The sequence below is a fragment of the Rossellomorea vietnamensis genome, assembly GCF_008180615.1.
GTDB classification, from domain to species: Bacteria; Bacillota; Bacilli; order Bacillales; family Bacillaceae_B; genus Rossellomorea; species Rossellomorea vietnamensis_D.
In genome coordinates, this window is sequence record NZ_VTEH01000026.1 from 1 (window position 1) to 25,751 (window position 25,751).

The 25,751-nt window shown below is 44.7% G+C and carries 17 protein-coding genes, 1 rRNA gene and 2 riboswitches; of the genes, 3 read left to right on the top strand and 15 right to left on the bottom strand.

The features are described 5' to 3' along the window. From FZC79_RS21505 to FZC79_RS21570, 13 genes are all read right to left on the bottom strand, one after another. Nucleotides 1–453, bottom strand: a 16S ribosomal RNA gene (locus FZC79_RS21505); the annotation flags it as partial. Between the two features lie 413 nt (nt 454–866). Then, complete coding sequence (gene ptsG, locus FZC79_RS21510; protein WP_148948694.1) at nt 867–2,930, bottom strand: glucose-specific PTS transporter subunit IIBC; 2,064 nt, start codon at nt 2,928–2,930, stop codon at nt 867–869. 177 nt (nt 2,931–3,107) lie between these two features. Next, on the bottom strand, nt 3,108–3,950 hold the full coding sequence (glcT, locus tag FZC79_RS21515; RefSeq protein ID WP_148948695.1) for a glucose PTS transporter transcription antiterminator GlcT: 843 nt from the start codon (nt 3,948–3,950) through the stop codon (nt 3,108–3,110). Between the two features lie 313 nt (nt 3,951–4,263). Continuing rightward, nucleotides 4,264–5,598 (bottom strand): NCS2 family permease, encoded by a 1,335-nt coding sequence (locus tag FZC79_RS21525; protein WP_148948696.1) that lies wholly within the window; start codon nt 5,596–5,598, stop codon nt 4,264–4,266. Nucleotides 5,599–5,754: 156 nt separating this feature from the next. Continuing rightward, nucleotides 5,755–5,856: riboswitch (purine riboswitch) on the bottom strand. Nucleotides 5,857–5,950: 94 nt separating this feature from the next. After that, nucleotides 5,951–7,504: a glutamine-hydrolyzing GMP synthase gene (gene guaA / locus FZC79_RS21530; RefSeq protein ID WP_148948697.1), complete on the bottom strand. Its 1,554-nt coding sequence runs from the start codon at nt 7,502–7,504 to the stop codon at nt 5,951–5,953. Nucleotides 7,505–7,753: 249 nt separating this feature from the next. Further along, a riboswitch (purine riboswitch) is annotated at nt 7,754–7,855 on the bottom strand. A gap of 41 nt (nt 7,856–7,896) precedes the next feature. Then, a complete protein-coding gene (locus FZC79_RS21535; protein WP_148948698.1) occupies nt 7,897–10,107 on the bottom strand; it encodes a DUF4129 domain-containing transglutaminase family protein in 2,211 nt (736 codons plus the stop codon). Next, a complete protein-coding gene (locus tag FZC79_RS21540) occupies nt 10,104–11,321 on the bottom strand; it encodes a DUF58 domain-containing protein (protein ID WP_148948699.1) in 1,218 nt (405 codons plus the stop codon). The genes FZC79_RS21535 and FZC79_RS21540 overlap by 4 nt, the downstream gene beginning before the upstream one ends. Then, nucleotides 11,322–12,278: an AAA family ATPase gene (locus FZC79_RS21545; protein WP_148942247.1), complete on the bottom strand. Its 957-nt coding sequence runs from the start codon at nt 12,276–12,278 to the stop codon at nt 11,322–11,324. Nucleotides 12,279–13,348: 1,070 nt separating this feature from the next. Further along, nucleotides 13,349–14,194, bottom strand: coding sequence for a nuclease-related domain-containing protein (locus FZC79_RS21550; protein WP_148948700.1), 846 nt, complete (start codon nt 14,192–14,194; stop codon nt 13,349–13,351). A gap of 290 nt (nt 14,195–14,484) precedes the next feature. Further along, the gene (gene nadE / locus FZC79_RS21555) at nt 14,485–15,315 is read right to left on the bottom strand and encodes an ammonia-dependent NAD(+) synthetase (protein WP_148948701.1); all 831 of its coding nucleotides are present in this window, start codon (nt 15,313–15,315) and stop codon (nt 14,485–14,487) included. A gap of 85 nt (nt 15,316–15,400) precedes the next feature. Next, the gene (locus FZC79_RS21560; RefSeq protein WP_148948702.1) at nt 15,401–16,876 is read right to left on the bottom strand and encodes a nicotinate phosphoribosyltransferase; all 1,476 of its coding nucleotides are present in this window, start codon (nt 16,874–16,876) and stop codon (nt 15,401–15,403) included. 206 nt (nt 16,877–17,082) lie between these two features. After that, nucleotides 17,083–17,337 carry a hypothetical protein gene (locus FZC79_RS21565; RefSeq protein ID WP_148948703.1) on the bottom strand — a complete coding sequence of 85 codons (255 nt, stop codon included), beginning with the start codon at nt 17,335–17,337 and terminating at the stop codon, nt 17,083–17,085. Nucleotides 17,338–17,569: 232 nt separating this feature from the next. Then, nucleotides 17,570–18,577 (bottom strand): LLM class flavin-dependent oxidoreductase, encoded by a 1,008-nt coding sequence (locus FZC79_RS21570; RefSeq protein WP_148948704.1) that lies wholly within the window; start codon nt 18,575–18,577, stop codon nt 17,570–17,572. 1,163 nt (nt 18,578–19,740) lie between these two features. Here FZC79_RS21570 and FZC79_RS21575 point away from each other — a divergent pair. From FZC79_RS21575 to FZC79_RS21585, 3 genes are read left to right on the top strand one after another with little or no spacing between them, the layout of a single operon-like run. Then, entirely contained in the window at nt 19,741–20,859 is a 1,119-nt protein-coding gene (locus FZC79_RS21575) for an endospore germination permease (RefSeq protein WP_148948705.1), read from the top strand. Next, nucleotides 20,837–22,279 (top strand): spore germination protein, encoded by a 1,443-nt coding sequence (locus FZC79_RS21580; RefSeq protein ID WP_148948706.1) that lies wholly within the window; start codon nt 20,837–20,839, stop codon nt 22,277–22,279. Before FZC79_RS21575 ends, FZC79_RS21580 begins: the two co-directional genes overlap by 23 nt. After that, nucleotides 22,276–23,433, top strand: coding sequence for a Ger(x)C family spore germination protein (locus tag FZC79_RS21585; protein WP_148948707.1), 1,158 nt, complete (start codon nt 22,276–22,278; stop codon nt 23,431–23,433). The genes FZC79_RS21580 and FZC79_RS21585 overlap by 4 nt, the downstream gene beginning before the upstream one ends. Before the next feature lie 76 nt (nt 23,434–23,509). Here FZC79_RS21585 and FZC79_RS21590 read toward each other — a convergent pair whose 3' ends face one another. Further along, nucleotides 23,510–24,904 (bottom strand): PepSY-associated TM helix domain-containing protein, encoded by a 1,395-nt coding sequence (locus FZC79_RS21590; protein WP_148948708.1) that lies wholly within the window; start codon nt 24,902–24,904, stop codon nt 23,510–23,512. Between the two features lie 25 nt (nt 24,905–24,929). Then, the gene (locus FZC79_RS21595) at nt 24,930–25,709 is read right to left on the bottom strand and encodes a FixH family protein (protein WP_187442921.1); all 780 of its coding nucleotides are present in this window, start codon (nt 25,707–25,709) and stop codon (nt 24,930–24,932) included. Nucleotides 25,710–25,751 lie beyond the last annotated feature (42 nt).

Below are 25,751 nucleotides of genomic sequence, written 5' to 3' on the forward strand. Positions count from 1 at the left end.
CCCTAACAACAGAGCTTTACGATCCGAAAACCTTCATCACTCACGCGGCGTTGCTCCGTCAGACTTTCGTCCATTGCGGAAGATTCCCTACTGCTGCCTCCCGTAGGAGTCTGGGCCGTGTCTCAGTCCCAGTGTGGCCGATCACCCTCTCAGGTCGGCTACGCATCGTTGCCTTGGTGAGCCGTTACCTCACCAACTAGCTAATGCGCCGCGGGTCCATCTGTAAGTGGCAGCCGAAGCCGCCTTTCCACTTTTCCTCATGCGAGGAAAAGAACTATCCGGTATTAGCCCCGGTTTCCCGGAGTTATCCCAGTCTTACAGGCAGGTTACCCACGTGTTACTCACCCGTCCGCCGCTGATTTCAGGGAGCAAGCTCCCATCAATCCGCTCGACTTGCATGTATTAGGCACGCCGCCAGCGTTCGTCCTGAGCCAGGATCAAACTCTCCGAAAGAAGTTTGACTTGCTCATTTGCTAATTTTAAAGTGTTAGCAACTTTGTAAGAACAATGTTCTTACTAGATTTACGTTGACGTTTTGTTTGTTTTGTTCAGTTTTCAAGGTTCAATCAACCAGAAGTCTATCATACCATGACGTTTCGTCACTGTCAACTTCTGCGAAATTCATTTTTCATCGCTCCGTCTGAAGCAACTTTTATATCTTATCATCATCCGCATACTCTGTCAACAAGTTATTTTAACTTTTTAAGAGCTGCTTAAGCCGCTGTGTTTCCTGCGACGGTCTAAACAGTATAACAAGTTATTATATATGAGTCAACCGTCTTTATTAAATTTATTTCCCCTCTTATTTATCCCGTAATTACACACCAAAAAACCGGACCCTTTAATAGGATCCGGTTTCTTTTTCATTAATCAATAGAGATGATATTCTCATCTTTAGCGTTTATCTTACCTTCTTTTTCAATCGTAACAGTCTTGCCCTCTTTCAGGTTGGTAAAGATGATCGGTGTAATAATAGAAGGAGCATTATTCCGGATGTAGTCGAGGTCCACTTTCAATAGCGGCTGGCCTGCTTCGACTTTGTCTCCTTCTTTTATCAGAGACTCAAATCCTTTTCCTTCTAATTTAACAGTATCAATACCAACATGGATCAGCACTTCTTTTCCACCTTTGGATTCAAGGCCGATTGCATGCTTCGTCGGGAAGACATTGACTACCTTACCGTCTACTGGAGATACGATCAGGCCATCAGTTGGCAGGATGGCAAATCCATCTCCCATCATTTTTTGCGAGAAAACCTGGTCAGGTACTTCAGAGAGATCTTTGAGTTCCCCTGTGATAGGAGAAACAAATTTTTCGTTTTCAAAGTCTTCCTCATTTTGAAGAGCATCAGGATTGACTTCTTCAATTTGCTGTTCGACTTCCTCATCAGCATTTGTTTCTGCTTTTCGAGGCGTTTTGCCCATCATGATATCTTTGATCTGTGATTTCAGGGTATCTGACTTAGGACCGAAAATCGCCTGGATGCTGTTTCCTACTTCAAGCACTCCTGAGGCTCCTAATTTCTTCAACCTGTTTTTATCAACTTGCTTCTCATCATTTACTGATACACGAAGACGGGTGATACATGCATCCAGGTGAGCGATGTTCTCTTTTCCGCCCAGTGCTCCTAGTACATCGTTCGCCAGGTCAGAACCTGTTGAAGGCGTTCCGTCCTCGTCTTCTTCTTCATCTTCACGGCCTGGAGTAGCCAGGTTGAATTTGCGGATGGCGAATCGGAAACCGAAGTAATAGATGACCGCGAATACCAACCCTACTGGAATGACAAGCCACCAGTTTGTCTGTGGATTGATAACACCGAAAAGGATGTAGTCGATCAGCCCCCCGGAGAATGTCATACCGATTTTTACATCAAGCAAATGCATAGTCATAAACGAGAGTCCGGCAAAGACTGCATGGATCCCGAAAAGAACTGGAGCTACGAAAAGGAATGAAAATTCAAGCGGTTCTGTAATACCCGTAAGGAAAGAAGTCAGAGCAGCAGACCCCATGATCCCCGCAACAATTTTCTTTCTTTCAGGTCGTGCTTCATGGTAAATAGCCAGCGCTGCTGCTGGAAGTCCGAACATCATGAATGGGTACTTACCCGTCATGAACGTTCCGGCAGTTAATTCCTGGACGTTATCCTGGATTTGTTTCATGAAGATCGCCTGGTCACCACGGACAACATTTCCTGCTTCCGTAGTATATGAACCGAATTCGAACCAGAATGGTGAATAGAAGATATGATGCAGACCGAACGGAATCAATGATCGTTCCACAATCCCGAAGATTAATGCTGCAAATGTTCTATTTTCATTCAGCATAAAATTGGAGAATGTATTCAAACCTGACTGTACAGGCGGCCACACTATGAGCATCAATAAACCAACAATTACGGCTGATGCGGCTGTGGCTATCGGCACAAAACGTTTACCGGCAAAGAAACCTAAGTAAGACGCCAATTCTATGTTAAAGAAGCGATTGTACATATAGGCCGACAGAATACCGATAATTATCCCGCCAAACACACCTGTCTGCAGAGTCGGGATTCCCAGCACACTTGCGTATGCCGTATTATCTGCGACTTCTTCTGCTGTAATGCCCAGGGCAGCTCCCATTGTGGCATTCATAATTAAGTAACCTACAATCGCTGCAAGGCCGGCGACTCCTTCGCCACCCGCGAGACCGATTGCGACACCTACTGCAAATAGAAGCGCGAGATTGTCAAAGATAATACCGCCGGCTTGTTTCATGACAGCTGCCACATTGGCCACCCATCCCGTTTCAAGGAAAGGGGCGATGTCGAGCAGCGTCGGGTTTTCAAGTGCCGATCCAAGGGCTAGTAAAATACCGGCTGCAGGAAGAATCGCTACTGGCAGCATTAACGCTTTACCTACTTTTTGCAAAACACCGAATGCTTTTTTAAACAAAGTAATAACCTCCCAAAATTGTTTTTGATGGACAAAATAATAGCGGCAAACACAAAAAAGGCATGAGTAAAAGAGACATTGATTGTGTATAGAGATAGATTACCCCAAAATACACAAATCAATTATCTTCTTTACTCATGCCTGATCGTATCAGTAACACGTGAAGAGATAAGTTCATTATTTAACTTTATTCTGTATCCGCTGCAGATGCATCGTCAGATAGACAGCTTCCGCATCGTCCACTGGTTTTTTCAGTGTTTGCTGCATTATCTTGATTAATTTCCACGACAGATTATAGCACAACGGATATTCTTCTTTCAATAATAAAGCAATTTTTTCTGGTTCCTGTACACGTTCCCGCCTCAATACCCGCTCAATCGTGTATCTAAGATGGCGGACAAGCCTCATATATGGAACACTCTCCTTATCGATGTGAACCTGGAGGGTCTCTTCAATCATCGAAGTCAAAGTTCCTATCAGTTGAGAATGCCGGTTGACCAGCGCAAGATCTTTGTTCATCATCGCACTGTGGATATGCAGAGCAATGAACCCGATTTCACCTTCCGGCAGTTCGACGTTGGTTTCTTCATTTAAAAGAGTGATAACATCTTTGGCCACTTCATATTCAAACGGGTAGAGAGCTTTGGTTTCCATGAGGAAAGGATTGCGTATCGCCATGCCCTTCATCAGCCTGTTCATCGCAAACAATATATGGTCTGTGAGAGCGACATGGATATGTTCATTGAGAAAAGAGTTTGTTCTGTTTCTGATCAGTTCTATCGCAGAGATGATGGTATCCAGCATATCTTCCTCCAGATACGGCAGCAGCATCTTGTACTGCTCCTGCTCTTTCTGTCCTTTTAAAACAAACATCTTCTCGACGATATCATTTTCAATACGGTCTCCCTTTTTTGCTGTGAAACCAATCCCCTTTCCGATAAGCACCACTTCATCATAGCTTTCATGCTTGGCAATCAGGACATTATTGTTGAGTACTTTCTTTACTTCTATATGAACCATGCAGCTTTCCCTCTTTTTCAGGTTAGACTCTAGTATCTTATTGATTCTAACGAAAGCGCATTCTCTTTTCAATCATTGTTGTCCACAAAAGCGTAAGCGCCTTGATCAGCCCCGACAGGCAAATGTTCCAAAGAGAAAAAAAGGCGGGCTTTCCTTTTATTCTCTTTGGGTTATTTGACCCCGAGGGGCTAGGCGCTGGAGCTGGACGGATCAAAAGCGGAAGCGCCTTGATCAGCCCCTGTCAACCAAGATTAATTCAATTATTTCTTAACAATAAAAAAACAGCCCCTCCAAAAGAGATGCTGCTGTGATTTTAAACCAAGAAGATAAAATATAGAACAAAGATGGCAAACAGAAGGTACATGATCGGGTGGATCTCTTTTCCACGGCCCTTCATGAGCATCGTGATTGGATAGAAGATGAACCCGACCGCAATTCCTGTTGCGATACTGTACGTCAACGGCATCGCGATAACCGTCAAGAAAGCAGGTACGGCAATTTCGAATTTGTTCCAGTCAATCTTTCCTATCGCTGAAACCATCAGAACCCCAACGATGATTAACGCCGGCGCTGTTACCGGTGCTGTGATTACTTCAAGCAGCGGGAAGAAGAACAGTGAAAGCAAGAAGAATCCGGCTGTCACTACAGATGCAAACCCTGACCTCGCTCCTGCTGCAACCCCTGCAGAAGATTCAATGTAAGAAGTTGTTGTCGAAGTCCCTAATACCGCTCCAACCACTGTCGCACATGAATCTGCAAAAAGAGCCTTGCCCGCTCTTGGAAGTTTGTTGTCCTTCATCAGGTTTGCTTGGTTCGCTACCGCCACAAGAGTTCCAGCTGTATCAAAGAAATCTACGAATAAAAATGTTAATACAACCACCAGCATTTGAATGGTGAAAACACTTGATATGTCATTGAAAAGCGGATTGAGAGCAGCACCGAAAGTCGGCTCCAAGCTTGGAATCGCACCGAAAATCTGGTTTGGAAGTTCAACAAGACCAAAGATCATACCAACGATCGCTGTTGCGACCATTCCGAAGAAAATTCCGCCCTTGATTCCTCTTGTCATCAGAATGACTGTGATGAAGATACCGAACACAGCCAAAAGTGTAGTGCCGCTTGCCAAATCACCAAGACCCACGAGTGTAGCATCATTATTCGTAATGATTCCTGCATTTTGAAAGCCAACGAATGTAATGAAAAGTCCAATACCTGCTCCAACCGCGAATTTCAATTCTGCAGGTATGGAATTAATGATTTTTTCACGGAGACCTGTCAATGTCAGAACAATGAAGATCAATCCTGAAATCAAAACTCCTGTTAAAGCCGCTTGCCAAGTAATGCCCATTGTTAACACAACGGTGTATGCAAAGAATGCGTTCAGTCCCATACCCGGTGCCAGAGCAATCGGATATTTGGCTATCAGTCCCATAATGAGAGAACCGATTGCCGCTGCCAAAGCTGTTGCGACGAATACCGCGCCATAATCCATTCTCATACTGTCCGGCAGGTCCGGTACAGATTGTAAAGACAGCGTGATTGGGTTGACGACCAGGATATAGGCCATCGACAAGAATGTTGTTAATCCGCCTATGAATTCACGACTGTAGGTGGTGCCAAGCTCATCAAATTGGAAAAACTTTTTCATTTTCCTTACCTCCTCTAAAATGTCCGCCGTTTTGGTTAAGGTGTTCCGCCTGGACAGAAAAACGCCCTGAACGACCGTCGTTCAGGGCATGACATACTGGTATGGTAAGAAAAACTAGTTTCAAAGAATAAATGATAGCATGAATCATAGACTAGTCTTCACAAACCATCACCTCGTAGTCAAGCCATTTACGGTAGCTCGGTAGAAACTGCTGGGCCTTATCCCCAAAATTATACGACGTAATGTTAGTTATCTAATTAAGTTCATTGTTATTGTAACAAGGTGAACCGTACTAGTCAATATGAAACACGAACATTTTGATATTAATTTTTATTAACGTTCGTAAAAGGTTTTATTCCCACTCAATCGTTGCCGGCGGCTTGCTCGTAATATCATAAACCACCCGGTTGATGTGATCGACTTCATTGACAATCCTTGTGGAGATCAACTCAAGTACATCCCAAGGAATCCTTGCCCAATCCGAAGTCATTCCATCGATCGATGTAACTGCTCTGATGCCGATTGTGTAGTCATACGTGCGGGCATCTCCCATAACACCGACGCTGCGGATATCAGGAAGAACAGTGAAGTACTGCCAGATATCACGGTCAAGACCGGCTTTTTTGATCTCTTCACGAAGAATATGATCGGACTCTCTCACAATTTCAAGCTTCTCTTCGGATATTTCACCCAGCACGCGAATGCCAAGGCCAGGTCCCGGGAACGGCTGGCGCCAGACGATTTCATCAGGGATCCCCATTTCACTGCCGAGCGCACGGACCTCATCCTTGAAAAGGGTATTCAAAGGTTCGATCAGCTGGAACTGCATATCTTCCGGAAGGCCGCCGACATTATGGTGAGACTTGATTGTCTGCGCAGTCGCGGTTCCGCTCTCAATGATGTCTGTATAGAGCGTTCCTTGAGCCAGGTAATCAATTCCTTCGAGCTTTGTGGCTTCATCATCGAAAACATAAATAAATTCATTTCCGATAATCTTGCGCTTCTGCTCAGGATCAGAAACACCTTTCAATTTATTCATGAAGCGTTCCTTCGCATCCACTTTGATCACATTCATATTGAAGCCTTCGGAGAATGTCTTCATGACACCTTCTGCTTCATCTTTCCTCAACAATCCATGATCAACAAAGATACATGTCAGCTGATCGCCGATGGCTTTATGGATCAATACTGCTACCACAGAAGAATCTACACCGCCGCTAAGAGCACAAAGGACTTTTTTATCTCCGACTGTCTGGCGGATTTTCTCCATTTCAATTTCAATAAAGTTCTCCATGGACCAATCATCTGTACATCCGCAAATATCAAAGACAAAATTCTTCAGCAAGTCATTTCCGTATTGAGAATGACGGACTTCCGGGTGGAATTGAACAGCATATAAGCCTCTACCCTCATCGCTCATTGACGCAATCGGACAAGACGGGTTAGTCCCATCCACTGTGAAACCTTCAGGAGCTTCCACAACCAGATCACCGTGGCTCATCCAGACGATCTGCTCCTCAGGCAGGCTGCCGAACAATTTTGAAGAGTGCTCTACAGTCAGCTTGGCTTTTCCATATTCTCGGTGCTTAGCTCTTTCCACTTTCCCGCCAAAGTGCATCGTCATTAACTGCATGCCGTAGCAGATTCCCAAAATCGGGACATCCAAATCAAAGATCCTTTCGTCACAACGGAAAGCATCCTCTCCGTAAACACTGTTAGGACCGCCGGAGAAGATGATGCCGCTTGGATTCATCTCTTTAATTTCTTCCACTGTAATCGTGTGCGGGTGAAGTTCACTGTACACACCAAACTCACGAATCCTTCTCGTGATCAACTGATTATACTGACTGCCGAAATCCAAAACGACAATCATTTCCTGATTATGCAATTCCGCTTTTCCCGTCATCCTGTTCACCTCATAGAGTTATTTCGTTCATTTATTACACTATTTTGCCCAAAAAAGGGTTAACTGTGCAAGTGCCCTTATCGTTTAACAAACTCAAAGGCCCAGGCACTACAGCCGTATTCAGCTATCTCAACCGAATCCTGAAACGGCAAACCTCTTAAAAACATTTTCTCCCATCGAAAAAAAACCAGAATCCAGCCTTATATAAAGGCAGAATTCTGGTTTTGATCCCTCACGCTTATATCACATCAAAATGAATACTGCCTTCATAGTCAGATCATTTACGGTGACCCGGTAGAGACTTTCGAACCATATCTTCGAGGATATATGAAGGTTTGCAAACCGTATTTATTTACATTTCGACATCATTTTATAACGGGAAGGAGCGATGGTCAACCTGTTGTCCTTTTAATTAAATTTTCCCACAATTCCTGGAGCTGATTCCAATCATGCTCCGTAAGCTTTTGACCGTAAAGCGTTCGTTCATATTTGTCAGTGAGGGACGTCATCTCCCTGCTGCCAAAGAAAGAATCCACATAACGCGAATAAGCTCTAAGGGTCTGTCCTTCATCCATTTCCAGACCATAGCGCTTCAACTGATCCAGCAGCGCCAGGTAGGCTTTCGGGAAGGTATCTTCATCCTTTTTGAACTTATAATATGGGATTAGGATGTAAGGCAGCCAGCGCCTTCTCACCAGGAAAACCCCATAACCGATTATAGTAATCGCAAGGATAACCAGCAGGATTTTTTCCCAATGATCCTTAACGCTGTTCACAGTATCCTCCCACAAACCAGCGAGGGAAAAGCTTGATGAATTGCTGCCGGAAGCCTCTTCATCTTCCGGTGTCATATCCTTCTCAGGTGTCTCAGGTTCCGGTGCAGGCACTGCCGCTGTTTCATCCGTTTCAGGAAGTTCATAATCATAGTTTACGATCGTGCTTCCGGTAAAACCGACAGTAGGCTCGAACTGGACCCAGCCTTCTCCAGGGAAATACACTTCTACCCAGGAGTGGGCGTTATTGTTCGTTACTTTATACGTCTTATATTGGGTATCGACCGTTCGTTGATACTCCCCTTCTGTATAACCCTTGACCCATCTCGCAGGAATGCCAAGCGCTCGCACTAGAACAACCATGGAAGTGGAGTAGTTATCACAGTATCCCATCTGTGTTTCAAACAAGAACTGATCGACATAGTCCTGCCCTTCTTCAGGGACAGGCACTTCCGTCTGTTCATACACGAAGCCTTCCTCACTGAAATACCCTTCGATCGCTCTCACTTTTTGATACCAGTTTTCCTCATCTGCCGTGATGGTTTCCGCCAGTTCCCTTACCCTCTCCGGCAGTTCTTCCGGAAGCTGGGTATATTTTTCAAGAAACGGCTGTGTTTCTTCTGAGAACGATTCTTCCGAAACAGATTCCAATCCTTTCAGAGAGTATACAGGATTGCGGTATTGAACACTGTATTCTTCAAGCTTCACTTTTTCCTGATCTCTCAGAGTTGTGATTTTTGTAGTATCCTCACTGATGGAGAATGTCCCCTCTTCATTTCCTTGAAAAGAACTGACACCATAAGGATAAACCACATGAGAATAGGGTTCCCTTACTTTTAGTACTTCTGAATCAGGCTCCCTTTCCGGGTCAGCTTCAGTTAAATTGAGCGGCACTTCTTCCCCCGAAGCGAACGTGGCACTCTCTTCTGACTCCTCAGTACCCGTTCGCTCCCAGCCTTGGCCGGTATAGATATCCTTACTCTCGATTCTCCAATAGTGTTCCCTGACCACATCCGCATCGAACACCGTCTTCGGGTCACCCCGGAACGGACCGCCAAGACGGCTGTCATCTGTTCCATAACCGAGCTTGGAAACACCACTGCCGACACCATCATTATCATCGGCAAATGCCTTCAGGTACGGAACCGGGTCCGGCCAGACAGGATCAATCTTAGGTCCAGCAAAAGCCAGCACCGAACTTACCCCGATCATAATCACCAGCGGAATCATCCATCTCCCTGCACCCAGCCTGGAACCCCGCAGGCTCTCCTGGTCCTTCAAGCGAAGAAGGGCCAGCATTCCGAGAAGCAGGAATCCAAGAATAATGACCCGGATGATTGCGCCTTTCGCATCAAACGATGTAAAAGTATCAAGCAAACTGATATAGATGATGGTCATGATATAAAACAAGAGCATACTTTTTCTGACAGACAGCCAATAATGAATCAAATATGTCATCAGCCACAGCAGAATGAAAAACAAAAGGCTGCGGTACATATCCGAAAGCATTGACCACTCTCTGCCTATTGTTAATCCAATATTGTCCCAAAGTTCTCTTATCATTTCTTCTGCAGGATGAAGAAAAGTATCCTTTGAATATAGATGATAAAGCGAAAACAAAATAAAAATCGTTTTGATGGAAAACGACAGGAATTTATTCATATTGAAGTAATACAGTACCATCGACAGGAAGATGAATGCGACAAAATATTCTATGTTCCCTGTATCCGTAACTTCATTCAGCGGCCGTAACCATTCCCATAACAAAATGAATGCGAGACCATATAGAAGGACCCGCTGGAACTTCATGGGCTGTGCTCCGTTATTCATGCGTTCTTCACCTCCGAAAACGCAGAATCGAATTCACCTTCATAACTAACCTTCAGCCAGATACCCCTTCCGGCAGCCATTGCTTTCAAGGCTTTCTCCTCATCTGTGAGGTATGCCCCTTTTTCCTTAATTAAAAAGATGACTACTGACGAATTCCGTTTGGCATACGATCTCACCGTCGATATCAATTTTTTTGAAATGGAACTCGTAATGAACATGACTGCAGCAGATTGCTGATAATTGATCCCCTCTCCCTCAAGGACCTTGGAAAGATCATACTTGCCATCAGCCTTCACTTTCGCCAAATGATGATAAAGCTGGCGCTGGTGCTCCTCGCCCCCTCTGATTGGGAAGGAAACATGGTCTTCCCCAATGGAAAGCAAGCCTGCCTGGGCACCTTTTCTCAAAATGGCTTTTAAAATCGAAGCTGCAAAAGTGACCATCGGTTCGAAAGCCTGTGAAGATTCACGGTCAAGTACCACCAGCACGTCGTGTGACTGCCTCTCTTCAAATTCTTTGGTCATCAACTCATTTGTACGGGCAAAGGATTTCCAGTGGATCCAGGAAAAACGGTCCCCTGGCTGATATTCCTTGATTCCCGTCGCCATCGTGGTATCCTTCTGGATCTTCACATTGGAAGAAGTCATCCCCTGATCATACCGGCTTTCCATCGGGCGGTAGACCACATCAACAAAGGAAGGGTACACAAGAAGGGTGTTGGAACTCGTTACCGTCGTCTCTTTTTCAAATATCCCTAAGAAGTCACCTGTCTTTAACCGGACTGCAGAGAAATGATGCTCTCCCCGCGGCAGTTCATCGATGGTGTATCTCAAATGAATTTCCCTCCTGAAACCAGGGTAAATGATGGATTTAGCTTTTTGAAAAGAAGATCGGTAAAAAATCGAAGGAGATACGATATCGTCCGCAACCAGATAAAACAATGGAAACGGAAATTTCCTCCTGATGCGGAGTGACACTTCCATCGATTCCCCCGCTTTAAAATCGTTTGATTTAAACGTACGTTCCACTTCGAAATTGGACAGCGGGTACATCGAAACCATCAGGGAAAACAAGGCAAAAGGAACAAAGCTGTAGAACAGGAACCAGCTGACGAACCCCCCTTGAAACAATGCGTAAACAAGTGTCACTGCCCATAGAACAATGAGCAGCAGCAGCTTGCCTATCACCTTTAAAAGCTGTAATCTCTTCTTCATCTATCTCACAAGCCTTTGAACAGGCACAGGAATCCGGGCAATGACACGTTCCACTACATCCTCAGCAGTAATGCCTTCATATTTAGCTTCTGATTTCAAAATGATCCGGTGCGAGAAGACGAATGGAGCAAGATACTGAACGTCATCCGGAATTACATAATCCCTATTTTTCAAGTAGGCATACGCCTGGCAAGCCCTCATCAACGCAATCGATCCACGCGGGCTCGCTCCCAGATACACCTGGGCATGAAGTCTTGTTCTGTGGGCAATTTCCACGATATATTTTTTCAGGGTATCATCCACTATAATTTCTTTAACTTCCTCCTGAAGCATGCGAAGCTCTTCCAGCGAAATGACCGCATCCAAATCCTCTATCGGCGGATTTTTCTGAGCACGGTGAAGAATTTCCATTTCTTCCTCCATCTCGGGATAACCCATTTTCATCTTAAGAAGAAAACGGTCCAATTGCGCTTCCGGAAGAGGATATGTACCTTCATACTCAATCGGGTTCTGTGTCGCCATTACGAAGAACGGCTTATCAAGCTTACGGGTAACACCGTCAATCGTCACACTGTGCTCTTCCATTCCCTCAAGCAGCGCGGACTGTGTCTTTGGCGATGTACGGTTAATCTCATCGGCAAGGATGATGTTTCCCATGATCGGCCCCGGCCTGAAATGGAACTCACTGTCTCTCGGATTATAAATCGAAACACCGATTACATCTGAGGGCAGCAGGTCAGGCGTAAACTGGATCCGCTTGAACGATGCTCCCACCGACTTCGCGAGAGCACGGACCATCATCGTTTTCCCCACACCCGGTACGTCTTCAAGAAGCACGTGCCCATTCGCTAAAAGCGCCACCAGGCTCAATTCAGCGACGGTCCTCTTTCCGATCATCACTTTCTCAATATTATCTATCACATTCTGTAACTTTGGATTCATAACGTTTGTCGTCATTCTTTTCCCTCCTGAGGCTCTGACTGACATATACCTGTCTATTTACTTATTACATTCTCGGGAAGGGGGTGAAAACCCTTCAGAATATTTTAATAATATAGAGAATCTTTAGGTATTTTGTCTAATCTTTGATATTAATCTTTTCTTTTAGACTTCTTTACTAGGGCCCTTCTCTCATGGTTTACTGACGGATTAACAATCTGAATTTTCTGTTACAATTATATAACAAAATACATTATTTTGATATGGTGATGGGTTTGGGAATTTTTTGGTGGATAATTGATTGCTTGCAATTCTAACTGCATCTATTAGTCTTTCTGGCGGTTTGATGCTGTTAAAAGGCTCTCCTTACTACATCAAATTCCTTTTCTGACGGTTTGATGCTGTTTAAATGCTCTCTTTACTGCATTAGATTCTTTTTCTGGCGGTTTGATGCTGTTAAAAGGCTCTCTTTACTACATCAGGTTCCCTTTTTGGTGGTTTGATGCTGTTAAAAGGCTCTCTTTACTACATCAGATTCCTTTTCTGGAGGTTTGATGATGTTTAAACGCTCTCTTTACTGCATCAGGTTCCCTTTCTGGCGGTTTGATGATGTTAAAAGGCTCTCTTTACTACATCAGATTCCTTTTCTGGCGGTTTGATGATGTATAACCGCTCTCTTTACTGCATTAGATTCCTTTTCTGACGGTTTGATGCTGTTTAAACGCTCTCTTTACTACATCAGATTCCTTTTCTGGCGGTTTGATGCTGTTTAAACGCTCTCTTTACTACATCARATTCCTTTTCTGACGGTTTGATGCTGTTTAAACGCTCTCTTTACTACATCAGATTCCTTTTCTGGCGGTTTGATGCTGTTTAAACGCTCTCTTTACTACATCAGATTCCTTTTCTGGCGGTTTGATGCTGTTAAAAGGCTCTCTTTACTACATCAGGTTCTTTTTCTGACGGTTTGATGATGTTAAAAGGCTCTCTTTACTACATCAGGTTCTTTTTCTGACGGTTTGATGATGTTTACACACTCTCTTTACTGCATTAGTTTCTTTTTCTGGTCAGGTCCTTTCAATTAACTATTAAATATAATAGGAAGATCTTTTATTCCCTATCAACTGAAGATTTGCTCTCAGTACCCTCTGTATGGTTCTTTCATCTTTTATTACTCCACACCAGTCAAAAATATTTTTAGTGGTAACTTTAACATCAGGAAACAAAAACCTAAACTCCTCCACACTCCGCAATATAGCATCAGGGCTGTACTCCTTCCCTCCGCAAAACCCGCAGCAAAGGACTCTTTTAAACTCCGCATAAAACTCACCGCACCCAGGACAAACCATTCCTTTGCGCAACTCATCAAAGCGGTACTTCGGCACACTACTATAGTTAGACTCTCCAATATTGAGAGCTAATAGTTTCTCGGCTGCGCGGATATCGGCATTTCTGATTTTCGAAGAGTTGTGCAGGAGGCTATTCCGAAAGCGGTTCATTTGAGCTGGATAGACGATGGGCAGATTGGACGGGACATTGTAGAGGTGGAATTCGGGATTGATTAAAATGAGGTGAGACTTTACAGTGAGGGGGATACTGTGGTTATTGATTAGTTGGTTTAATAGGGTTTCTGTTTTATCAACTTGAATTAGGGGGTTTTTAACAGGGTTTCCTAATGGAGAAACCCATTTCCCTTTGTCTATGGAGTAGTCGCCTTCGAGGTTTTTGACTTCAAAATGATGGAGGGTGCCCGAGGAGAATCCGAATGAGTCGACTTGGAAATGGTTATTGTTTTGATTAAGATTTACGTCATTCAGGAAAATCATTTTTTCCGATACCGACAGCGGCACTGCCCACTTATCGAAGTTCATTTCCCCTTCGTATCCTTTTTCTTTGTAGAGGTAATAGCTTTCTTCACTTTCGCTGAAATTCATCCTTGGCCGAAGACCTCTTAATATTATCAGCTCCCGGGGTACACCCCGCTCTTTCATGATCAAGCAGCATCATTCCTTCCCTTCAGATATGTTAATTTTATACAATAACCTTCGGGGCGTCCACCTTTAGCTGTCGGTCATTAACACGCAATGAACCGCCGGTCTTTCCCTTGCATAACAAAAGGTCGGTAACGCCTATTTTGCCGTTATCTGGCGCAAAAAAATTTACGGAAAGAGCTTAAGCACAAAGACCGGCAAGGTATTCACCAGCCGGTCTCTTCAAAATTAAATTATTCCTTCCACCAATCATCAAACACGCTGATTGGCAGTTCGCGTTTGTGCCTTGTTTTGAGGAAGTGGCCGCTGATGATTTTAGCAGCGTGTTCTGATACTTCTTTTCCTTCAAGGTAGTCGTCAATTTCGTTATAGGTTACTCCCAATGCGTCTTCGTCAGCAAGAAGCGGGCGGTCATCTTCCAGGTCGGCTGTTGGGATTTTAGTGTATAGATGCTCAGGGGCACCTAGTTCCATAAGAAGCTCTCGGCCCTGACGCTTGTTCAAGCGGAAAATCGGCACAAGGTCTGCAGCTCCGTCACCGTGTTTGGTATAGAAGCCTGTTACCGCTTCGGCGGAGTGATCCGTCCCGAGAACCACACCATTACTCATGGCAGCCATGCTGTACTGAACCTTCATGCGTTCTCTTGCTTTTTCGTTGCCTTTGGTAAAGTCTGAGAGCGGGACTCCAGCTTCCTTCATAGCCGTTGCGCTTGCGTCGACGGCTCCTTTGATGTTGACTGTGTAGGATTTGCTTGGTTGGATGAACTCGATCGCATCCAGGGCATCTTGTTCGTCATTTTGTTTTCCATAAGGAAGGCGGACAGCGACAAATTGGTATTCATCCGTACCGTTCTCTTCGTTCAGTTCATTCACCGCTTGCTGTGCCAGCTTCCCGACTAGTGTGGAATCCTGGCCCCCTGAGATGCCGAGTACAAGGCTTTTCAGAAAGGGATACTTTTTTAAGTAATTTTTCATCAAGTCGACACTTCTTCTGATTTCTTCTTTAGGGTCGATTTCCGGTTTCACTTTCATTTCTTCAACAATTTGTTTTTGCAAAGAATCCATCTTGTGATTTCACTCTCCTGACAGGATTTTTTAACTATTCTACTATTATAATACCTTTGCACGAGAGGCTACAAACATGGAACCCTTAGCTCTTGGCGCTGTCCTGGTATTCCTGGACCTTCTGTTTGACATTCTCGATATTGCGCATTTTGTTGTTCCAGCACTTTTCACTTAAGTCCACCGGATAATCCTCGGGGTTCATCAGACGCTTATACTCATCCCAAAGGAGATCAATGCTTTCCTCTAAATAGGCCCGGATTTCCTGCAGAGACGGCAGCTTATAGACAAGCTGTCCATCCTTGAACACATCGGTATGAAGGTCTTTCGCTTCAAAATTGGTGACAAACTTACTGATGAACGTATGGACGGGATGGAACATTTTGATCCGGTCCTGCTCCTGCGGTTTTTCCTCTTCCAGAGTGATGTAGTCTCCTTCTGACTTGCCGCTCGTTCTGTTGATGATTCTGTAGACATTCTTCAAGCCGGGAGTGGACACTTTTTCGGCATTGCTAGAAATTTTAATTGTATCAGTCATTTCACCTTTTTCGTTCTCGATCGACACCAGCTTGTAAACTGCTCCAAGTGCAGGCTGATCATAGCCGGTGATGAGCTTGGTTCCGATTCCCCAGGTATCAATTTTAGCTCCCTGGGCTTTCAAGTTCATGATCGTGTACTCGTCAAGATCATTCGAGGCAACGATCCCGGCATCATGGAAGCCCGCTTCATCCAGCATCACCCTTGCTCTTTTTGATAAGTAAGCCATGTCGCCGCTGTCCAGGCGGATTCCTTTAAAATTGATCCGGTCTCCCATCTCCTTCGCAACCTGGATTGCGGCCGGCACTCCTGATTTCAACGTATCATAGGTATCGACCAGGAACACACAGTCCTTGTGGGATTCAGCATATTTTTTAAAAGAAGTATAGTCATCGCGATAGGCCTGTACCATTGAATGGGCATGAGTCCCAGCGACCGGGATGCCAAACAGCTTGCCTGCGCGGACATTGCTTGTCGCATTGAAGCCTCCAATGAATGCTGCCCTCGTTCCCCAAATGGCGGCATCCATCTCCTGGGCCCGCCTTGTACCGAACTCCATCACGACCTCATCTTGAACGACTTCCCTGATCCTTGCCGCTTTCGTCGCAATCAAGGTTTGGAAATTCACAATATTGAGAAGGGCTGTTTCCAGTAGCTGTGCTTGTGCCAGGGGAGCTTCCACCCTGATCAACGGCTCGTTTCCGAATGCCAGCTCCCCTTCCTTCATCGAACGGACACTTCCCGTAAAACGAAGTTCCTTCAAATACTGTAAAAATGCCTCATCGTAGCCAACTTCCTCCCGCAGGAATTCAATATCCGATTCACTGAAATGAAAGTTTTCAATATAGCGTATGACCCTTTCCAGGCCGGCGAACACCGCGTACCCGTTTCCAAAAGGCAGTTTCCGGAAAAATAGTTCAAACACCGCTTTTTTATCATGGATCCCATCTTCCCAATAGGTCTTGGCCATATTGATTTGATACAAGTCTGTATGTAAAGCCAGGCTGTCATCAGAATACTTATACATCCACCTTCACTCCTTCGAGTTGCGATTCTTGTTATCCTATATAAATAGACTATTTTTTATATTTTAACCATAAATGTGGGTTTTCATCGGGAATTGGGATCGTCAGCCGGATCAATTGTTCTTGCTTCTCTAGTTTTCTTCTCAATATAAAATTTTTAGAAAACGAAAAAAAACACCAGCTGCTCCTAAGCAACCGGTGTTCTCCATTAAACTAACAGCCCGAAAAGAGCCCCGACAATTCCTAATATCAATGCGAGGATAAACCACAGGATGGCCAGAATGACAATGACCCATCCCAGTCCTTTTCTGCCTGTCTGGATAAAATAAATCCCCAGTACGATCGCACCGAAAATCAGCCCTAAAATCCCCCAAAGCCACGGGTTCTTACCGCGTTTCCTGGCATCGACGAATAAATAGACGGCGATGATGATATTGATGATAAAACTCAATGAAAATTCCAAGGTCCCACTCCTTTTCTGTTTTGCGGCATTTCTTATTGCTCTATTCATACAGATTTTTGTTATCTGGAGTGCAGCTGAACGACGCTCCAGTCAACCTTACGTTAAGAATGAGAGCTAAGAACTGTATGACAAGAGAATATTTTAAGAAAGATGCCTTTCTTTTAGATTTCCCAAGGAGTGCATGGTTAAACCAGCAATCGTAAGAGTTAGCTATATGTGTATACATTTTGAGTTATTGAGTTTTCAGGTGAAATTCCTCAGCCAGCAATTCAATGACTTTTTTTCGATTCTCAATTTTGGATACATTCGGGATGATCATGATTTCGTCCGTATCAAAAGCTTCGGCAATTCTTTTGATCTCTTTACTGACTGTCGCCGCAGTCCCAATGATCATCCGGCTGCGGTTCTTTTTCACTTTGACTTCTTCGTCAGCGGTAAATCCCCGTTCTTTGGCTGTCTCGATGGAAGGGTAATAAGGCGGCTGGTTTTCCGACTCCACAAAATACAGCCACAGATCGAATGCTTTTGCCAGATCCTCAGCTTCTTCTTCTGTTTCTCCGACAACGGCAAATAGCGAAATAATTGTTTTGGGTTTGTCTAAAAATGGAGAGGGCTCAAAGTGTTTACGATAATCTTCAACGATTTTCACACCACTCATACCCGGCTTGGCGAAGTGAGCGAATACATAACCAAGGCCCTGGGACGCTGCTGCCCGCGCACCTCTTTCTCCTGTACCCAGCATCCACATTTCGGGTTTAGTTGGTATGACCGGCGATGCGACCAGTGGTTGAAAACGGTGTTCGTCCCTGGTGTTGTCTGTAAAATATTTTTTCAAGTCCTCAACTTGCTGCTCATAGGACTGCCTCTTGGTTTTCCCTTCATTCAACGCTTGATTGACCAACCGGTAGCTCGGCGACCTGCCGATGCCCATATCAATTCTGTTAGGGTGAAGGGCTTCCATTATCCGAAAATTCTCCGCTGCCTTATAACTGCTGTAGTGAGGCAGCATCACACCTCCTGAGCCGATACGAATATAGGACGTGCTGCCTGCCAAATGCATCATCAGCATCTCGGGACTGCTGCCTGCAACGGAATGGACCATATGGTGCTCGGACACCCAGAATCGTTTAAACCCGAGTGATTCTGCATGCTTCGCTAATTCCGTTGTTTCCCAAAGAGCTTGATGAGCATCCGATCCTTCATCAATCGGAGAGTAGTCCAGTATGCTAAGTGATATCATTTTGAGTCTCCTTTACTCGATATTCTTATCATGGCTTTGAGGTGGTTACCTAGAATTATACCCTCCTGCTGCCCGCGTTCTGAATATATATTCCTGCCTTGAACCACTCTCTCATGTACCCACCTTCGTGTTCTGGATACATATCTCAGCCTAAAACCGCTCACTCGTGTACCCACCTTCTCTCTCTGGGTACATATCTGGGCTTAAAACCGCTCTCTCGTGTATCCACCTTCTCTCTCTGGATACACATCTCAGTCAAGATCCGCTCTCTCATGTATCCACCTTCACCTTCTGGGTACACATCTCAACCTAAAACCACTCTCTCGTGTACCCACCTTCTCCTTCTGGATACACATCAACCTAAAATCACTTACTTATGTATCCACCTTCTCCTCCTGGATACACATCTCTACCTAAAATCACTCACTTATGTATCCACCTTCTCTCTCTGGATACACATCTCAGCCGAAAACCACTCACTCGTGTATCCACCTTCTCCTTCTGGATACACATCACAGCCGAAAACCTCTCACTCATGTACCCACCTTCTCTTTCTGGATACACATCTCGGCCTAAAATCACTCTCTCATGTACCCACCTTCTCTCTCTGGATACACATCTGGCCTAAAATCACTCACTTATGTATCCAGCCTCACCTTCTGGGTACACATCTCAGCCGAAAACCTCTCACTCGTGTATCCACCTTCTCCTCCTGGATACACATCACAGCCGAAAACCTCTCACTCATGTACCCACCTTCTCTTTCTGGATACACATCTCAGTCTAAAAACGCTACCTCATGTATCTACCTTCGCCTTCTGGATACACATCTCGGCCTAAAATCACTCACTTATGTATCCAGCCTCACCTTCTGGATACACATCACAGCCGAAAACCTCTCACTCATGTACCCACCTTCTCTTTCTGGATACACATCTCGGCCTAAAATCACTCTCTCATGTACCCACCTTCTCTCTCTGGATACACATCTCAGCCTAAAACCACTACTCATGTATCTACCTTCACTCGAAAGCTTTTAAGCTAGCCAAAAACCCGATTCCAAGTCTTGTTTTACTATAAGATGTCTAAAAAATAACCCTCTCATAGAATGCTCTCTTTAGGAAACAATACTACCTATCTTATTAAAAATTGGTGGTTATTCTATGAGAAGCTTAATCAGGATCTTAATTCCGCGGCAGTTACTGCTGCTGCTTGTCCTTGCAACCGGCTTATTGAATCATGTTATCCTAATTCCCAACCTTCTGACGGCTTCCGGAAGGGACAGCTGGATCGGGGTGATTGCCGCCTTCCCCATTTCGCTTATTTTTTTGTTCCTGATTTATTATGTTGTTAAGAATAGTCCTCCTGAAGGTTTTTTTTCCATGGTAAAACAGCGAATGGGCAAATGGCTGTACAGGCTTCTGATCATTCCGGTCATTATATTTCTTTTTTCAAGTGCCTATGTGACGCTGAAGGATTTAATCATTTGGTTAAATGCCTATTTTCTTGCAGATTTTTCGCTGCTTGTGATTACTGGTGTCATTACTGTGTCCTGTCTTCTCGTCACCATGGCTGGGATAAAGCATATTGCGATTGCCAGCGGGTTCATCCTGCCTCTTGTCATATTGCTTGGCATTATGATTGCGGCCATTAATACTAGTGTAAAGGATCCGAGCCTGCTCTTGCCGATCCTCAGCGATGGCTGGTCTCCTGTGTTAAAAGGAATCATCTATACACTCTCCGGGCTGCTAGAAGTCTATATCGTCATCTTACTGCAACCCTTCTCCCAGGAATCTTTTAAATTCAGGCAGCTGGTTATTCTGCTGGTCATTTTGACGGGGTTGATTCTCGGCCCCTTATCGGCATCGATCATGGAATTTGGTCCTGTCGAATCGATTAAGTTCCGCTACCCGGCCTATGAACAATGGCGGATTTTGAGCGTCGGGGAATATATCAATCATATGGATTTCTTCGCGTTATACCAATGGCTTAGCGGGGCTTTGGTCCGTGCTGGATTATTCATGTACTTACTGGGTGTATATTTCACTAAGGAATTAAAGCACTATCGATTGAAGCCAAGAATTGTTGTCGTAAGTTATGCGCTGTTATTCGCAGCTGTCATTTTTGTGAAATTGGATCCTTATTACTTTAGCAAATTTATCTATCGATATTATCTGCCGGGATGCTTACTGTTCTTCGTCACATATATCCTATTGTCTGCACTGCTTCTATTCATGTTTAACAGGAGGGTTGAACAAGATGTCCAAAACATCCAGGGATAAACAACTTGAAAAAGCGGACAAATTAAAGCTTCAATTTCAAAAAAGCCAGGATCTTCAATTCAAGCTTCATAAAACAGATGGAGATCCATTTGAGATTCTTTATTTTGACAGCTTGATCAACCTTCAATACCTCGATCAGTATATCCTTCCCAAACTGGGAAAAGGCAACGGTGATTCTGTTAAAGATAAGCTTCTGTCACTCTTTCAGGCAGAAGATGTCAGCAGCAAATCAATTGAAGAGTTGTCAGACCTGCTTTTTGAAGGAAGCGTCTTGTTTCTGTTTGACTCTGTCATCCTGAGTATCCGTGCATCTGAATTTCCAAAGAGGCAGCCGGAAGAATCTGCGCTGGAAACCTCGATCCGGGGACCGAAGGATGGCTTTGTCGAGGATATCAAAACGAATATTTCCTTGATCAGACGGAGGCTTAATACCCCTTCCTTGTGCTTGGAAAAATACACTATTGGAAGAAGAAGCAAGACAAAAGTGGTCCTGATGTATATCGAGGATATTATCGACCCTAATGTTCTTGGGGAGATTCGGAAGAGACTCGAGAAGATCGACCTTGATATATTGACGAATATTTATGATCTTGAAATGTATGTGCGCGACCGTCCTTTCTCTGTCTTTCCAACCCTGGATTATACGGGAAGACCTGACTTCATCGTTCAAGGACTAAATCAGGGGAGATTTGCTCTTATAGTGGATGGAAATCCGACGGTCTCCTTTGCTCCTATCAACTTGCTATTGCAGACCAAATCTCCTGAGGACACGTATAATAACTTTGCCTATGTTTCAATTGAAAGGGTCATCCGGCTCTTGGGACTGACGGTTGCCGGTTTTTTGCCAGGACTGTGGATTTCTTTTTCCGCTTTTAATATTGAGCAGATTCCCTATTTGCTTGTCGCCACCATATCTGTATCCCGTTTCGGTCTGCCATTATCTGCTCCAATCGAGATGTTTGTCATCCTGTTTTTATTTGAATTGTTTAATGAAGCGGGTGTCCGCCTGCCGCGTGCCATCGGACAGACGGTTGCCGTTCTTGGCGGGTTGATCGTCGGGGATGCTGCCATCCGGGCGGGGTTAACCTCCCCGACGATGCTGGTTGTTGCTGCCATCACCTACATTTCTTCTTTTACCTTAGTGAATCAATCGCTGAGTTCCACCTTCACTATCATTCGATTTACTGTGTTGCTAATGAGTACTTTTTTCGGTTTATTCGGAGTCACCATAGCTTTTTTGCTCACACTTTTCTATATGGCGACCCTGTCATCTTTCGGAAGCCCTTACCTTGGGTCGGTGGCACCTATCAGTTTTACTGAAGCCGTCAAATCAATCCTGCGGGCGCCCCGCCAATATTTTAAATCAAGAACTTCCCTGACAAGCCCGGAAGATCCTTCAAGAGGGGGCGGCGAGTCATGAGAATGAAGATCCTCCTGATCGTTTTTCTCAGTATCTCCAGCTTATCTGGATGCTCGAGTTTGAAAAATATACAGGATTTAACCTATATCGTGAGCATGGGAATGGATTACGACGAGGAAAGCAAGGAATTTAAAGTATTCATTCAGGGGCTTAACTTCGCCAACGTTGCAAAGCAGGAAGGCAGCAGGCCAACTGAGCCTGTCCCTATATTTGTTGCTACTGCCAGCGGAGAAACCTTGAACTTGGCAGTAAGCAAGCTATATAAAAAATCAGAGCCGCCGCTTTTTTTCGGCCATGTGGTCACCCTTGTACTAACCGAGAATGTCATGAAGGAAAAATTCCAGGAGGTCATTAACGAAATTGGCCGTAACCGGTCCCTCCGCCCGACTCTCCGGGTTGTCATCTCTAAGGAAAAGCTTGAGGATACCTTGACCACAAAGGCTTTATTTGACTATCCTGCTATTTACACTGTCTTATTCAAAGGGAAAGGAAACGAACTGTCACAAGATGAAATCAAGCCGATGATTCTGATGAATTTTTTAAGGGACTTTTATGAGCCGATGGGAGTAGCGAAAGTACCCACGGTAAAAATTGACAAGGAATCTTGGGAAGCCGATAAAGAATTCCCTGTCTTATATTTCGATGGCTACGCAGTATTTCAGCATCAGGAATACAAAGCAAACCTGGAGTTCGAGGATGCCTTGCTCACTAATTGGATTTCCGAAAAAGGGGTTGCGATCGATCACAAGGTCGAGCAGGACGGAGAATTAATTGCTGCGGTTAAGCTCAGTTCGCCCAAGATGAAAGTAAATTATGAAGAAGATCCAGATAATCCTAAATTTTCCATCACCCTCGCCCTGCAAGGAGATTTACTGGAGAAAGTGAAAGATATTCCTTTAAAGGACCTGGAAGCTATCATCATAAAGGACTTTAAAAAGAAACTGATTTCCCTTTATGAGACAGGTGTTGAGAATCAGATAGATATCCTGGATGCAGGCGAAAAATGGTACAGGGAACACCCCCAGAAGTATAAGGAGTTGAAAGAAAGTAAAAAATTCTATTTGAGCAAGGATTCTTTAACCGATGTAAAGGTGAGTGTGACGATGGTCCACTTTAACAGCTATAAATATGACACAAAATATGATGAGGGTTAATAATACACACTTCAACACATTAAAGCGCTAAAAGGGACAGTCCCTCTTAGCGCTTTAGTGTATTAAAACATTATTCCTAATAAGTGCCTTCATTTCTTTTCCTCAAGCTGAGCACCATGAAATCAATGATGACAATGATCAGGATGGACAGTCCTACAAGAGGCATAAGGATTCCCAGGACAGCCAGGATGGCAATGACTCCCCACTTCACTTTCGCATCATTCATGGCAGCCGGCACTCCAAAGGTTCCCTTCGGCTTTCGCTTACGCCACATGACAAACGAACTGAAGACCATCAGCACGATTCCGAGGCAGGTAATCGCACCAAGAATCTGGTTGGCCAAGCCGAACAGCCTTCCTTCATGGAGGGCAATTCCGACTGTAATAGCTTTGGCTATCAGTCCGTAATCAGCAAAACGGACATCACTCAAGACTTCACCTGAATATTGATCGACATTCAGAGTTGCGTTATCGCCTGGCTTTGTATGGGAGGTTGCCAGGGTGTATACCCCTTTTTCGCCTTGTGGCAATGAGATGGTATAGGGCTTCTGGACTTCATTCCTATCCGCCGCCTGATTGATTTCGTCCAGGGTTTTACTGTTTCCGCTCCCGGCAGAGGCCGGTACTTCCATATTCTCTGTTGCCCACGGACCGTCTCCAATAACGTCTTTCGTAGTCAGGACAGACTCTGGTTTAGGGCCGAACGATAATGCGTATTGAGGGTAACTGTTGGCAGCGGTCGCTAATTTGTTGATCTGTTCCCCGACGACACTTGTCCAAGGCAGCCCTGTTAAAATAAGAATCGTGATAAAGATAGAAAGCCAAAAGGCAGGAACGGCATGAAGATCTCTCCAGAAAACCCGCCCTTTTTTCCCAAAACGCGGCAGGACCGTTCCCCATATCTGGCTTTTCTTTTTCGGCCACCATAGATACAATCCTGTCAGCACAAGGATCAAGGTCCAGCAGGCCGCAAGCTCGACAAGGAGATTCACAAAGGTTCCGCCGGCAAACCATTCACTGTGGACTCTCTTGAAGATACTTGAAAATGTTTCATCCGCAGCCAAAGAGCCCTGGTAACCTCCGGTATAAGGATTGATGAAGCCGTACATCATAGTGCCATTTTCCATATAGCTCAGCTCGGTTGTTCGCAAGGGGTCATCATACTGCTTGACCGACAAAATCGATGCTCCCTCTCCAAGCTCCCTATTGGCTGCTTCCGTCTGCTCCCCTAAAGTCAGGGCTGGTTTTCCTTCCGACCCGCCTTCGATAAAAAAGTGTTCCTGGTACAAGTTTGCTTCAATCTGGGGTTTAAATAAGTAAAGCCCGCCGCTGATTGCCAGGACGATGAGAAAAGGAGCCGTAAAAATCCCTGCATAAAAGTGCCATCGCCATACTGCCCGGAAAATCGCCGCTTTCCTGCTTGGTTTTCCTTCTGGTTTGCTGTCATAGCTGTGATGTATTCTTTCTTCCATGTCGTTTCTCCCTCTAAAACTGGCCTTATTTTACAGTCAGTATTTTTTCTTTATGCGTGTGCAGTTCGCCTTTTTCGATGTGAAGTTTCACATGAAACATCCCCGCTTCTGTAAAAGTATGGGAGGCTTTATATTCACCTTCACTCACTTCTGAAGCATCGATGAAATCATGCTTCTCTTCGCCTTCTTTCCATACTTCAAACCGTACATCTGCCTCTGCCAAAGGATGATCTCCATTCATGGCATGTCCGGTCAGCTCCACTTCGTCTTCTGCTTTCACCGTATCTGCCATCATAATGTGGCCTGAAACCTCTTCCCCATGACTGTGGGAATCCTCATGGCCCTCATCATGAGCATGTTCTGTTTCTTCTATATCACCGATCGCAAGCTCTAACTTCGGCATGGTATGCATATCTCTTGCCGTAACATGGGAAACCACATAATAAATACCCGGCTCGTCCACTGTCTTTTCGATAGAGTAAATCCCTTCTCCTTGGGATTCGCCTTCAATCATTTCGTGCTCTTCTGTTTCTTCGCCTTTTTTCCAGAATTCAAATTCTACTTCTTTAGCATCATCAACGGTTTCATCTCCATGAGTGACTTTCGCCTCGATGGTGAAGGCCTCTCCGTCCTGAAGTTCATCCGGCCCAGGCTGTGTTGTGAGTTCCACTTCCAGCGCATGTAAGGCTTCACCTTCTTCATGCTGGTGAGATCCACTCTCATTTCCCTCATTCTGTTCCCCGCATGCTCCCAGGATGAGTACACCACTTAGTGCAATTGATATCCCTAATTTTTTTATACTCATATTCTTCCTCCCATTCCAGTTTCCGGCACTCCGGGCAGCTCT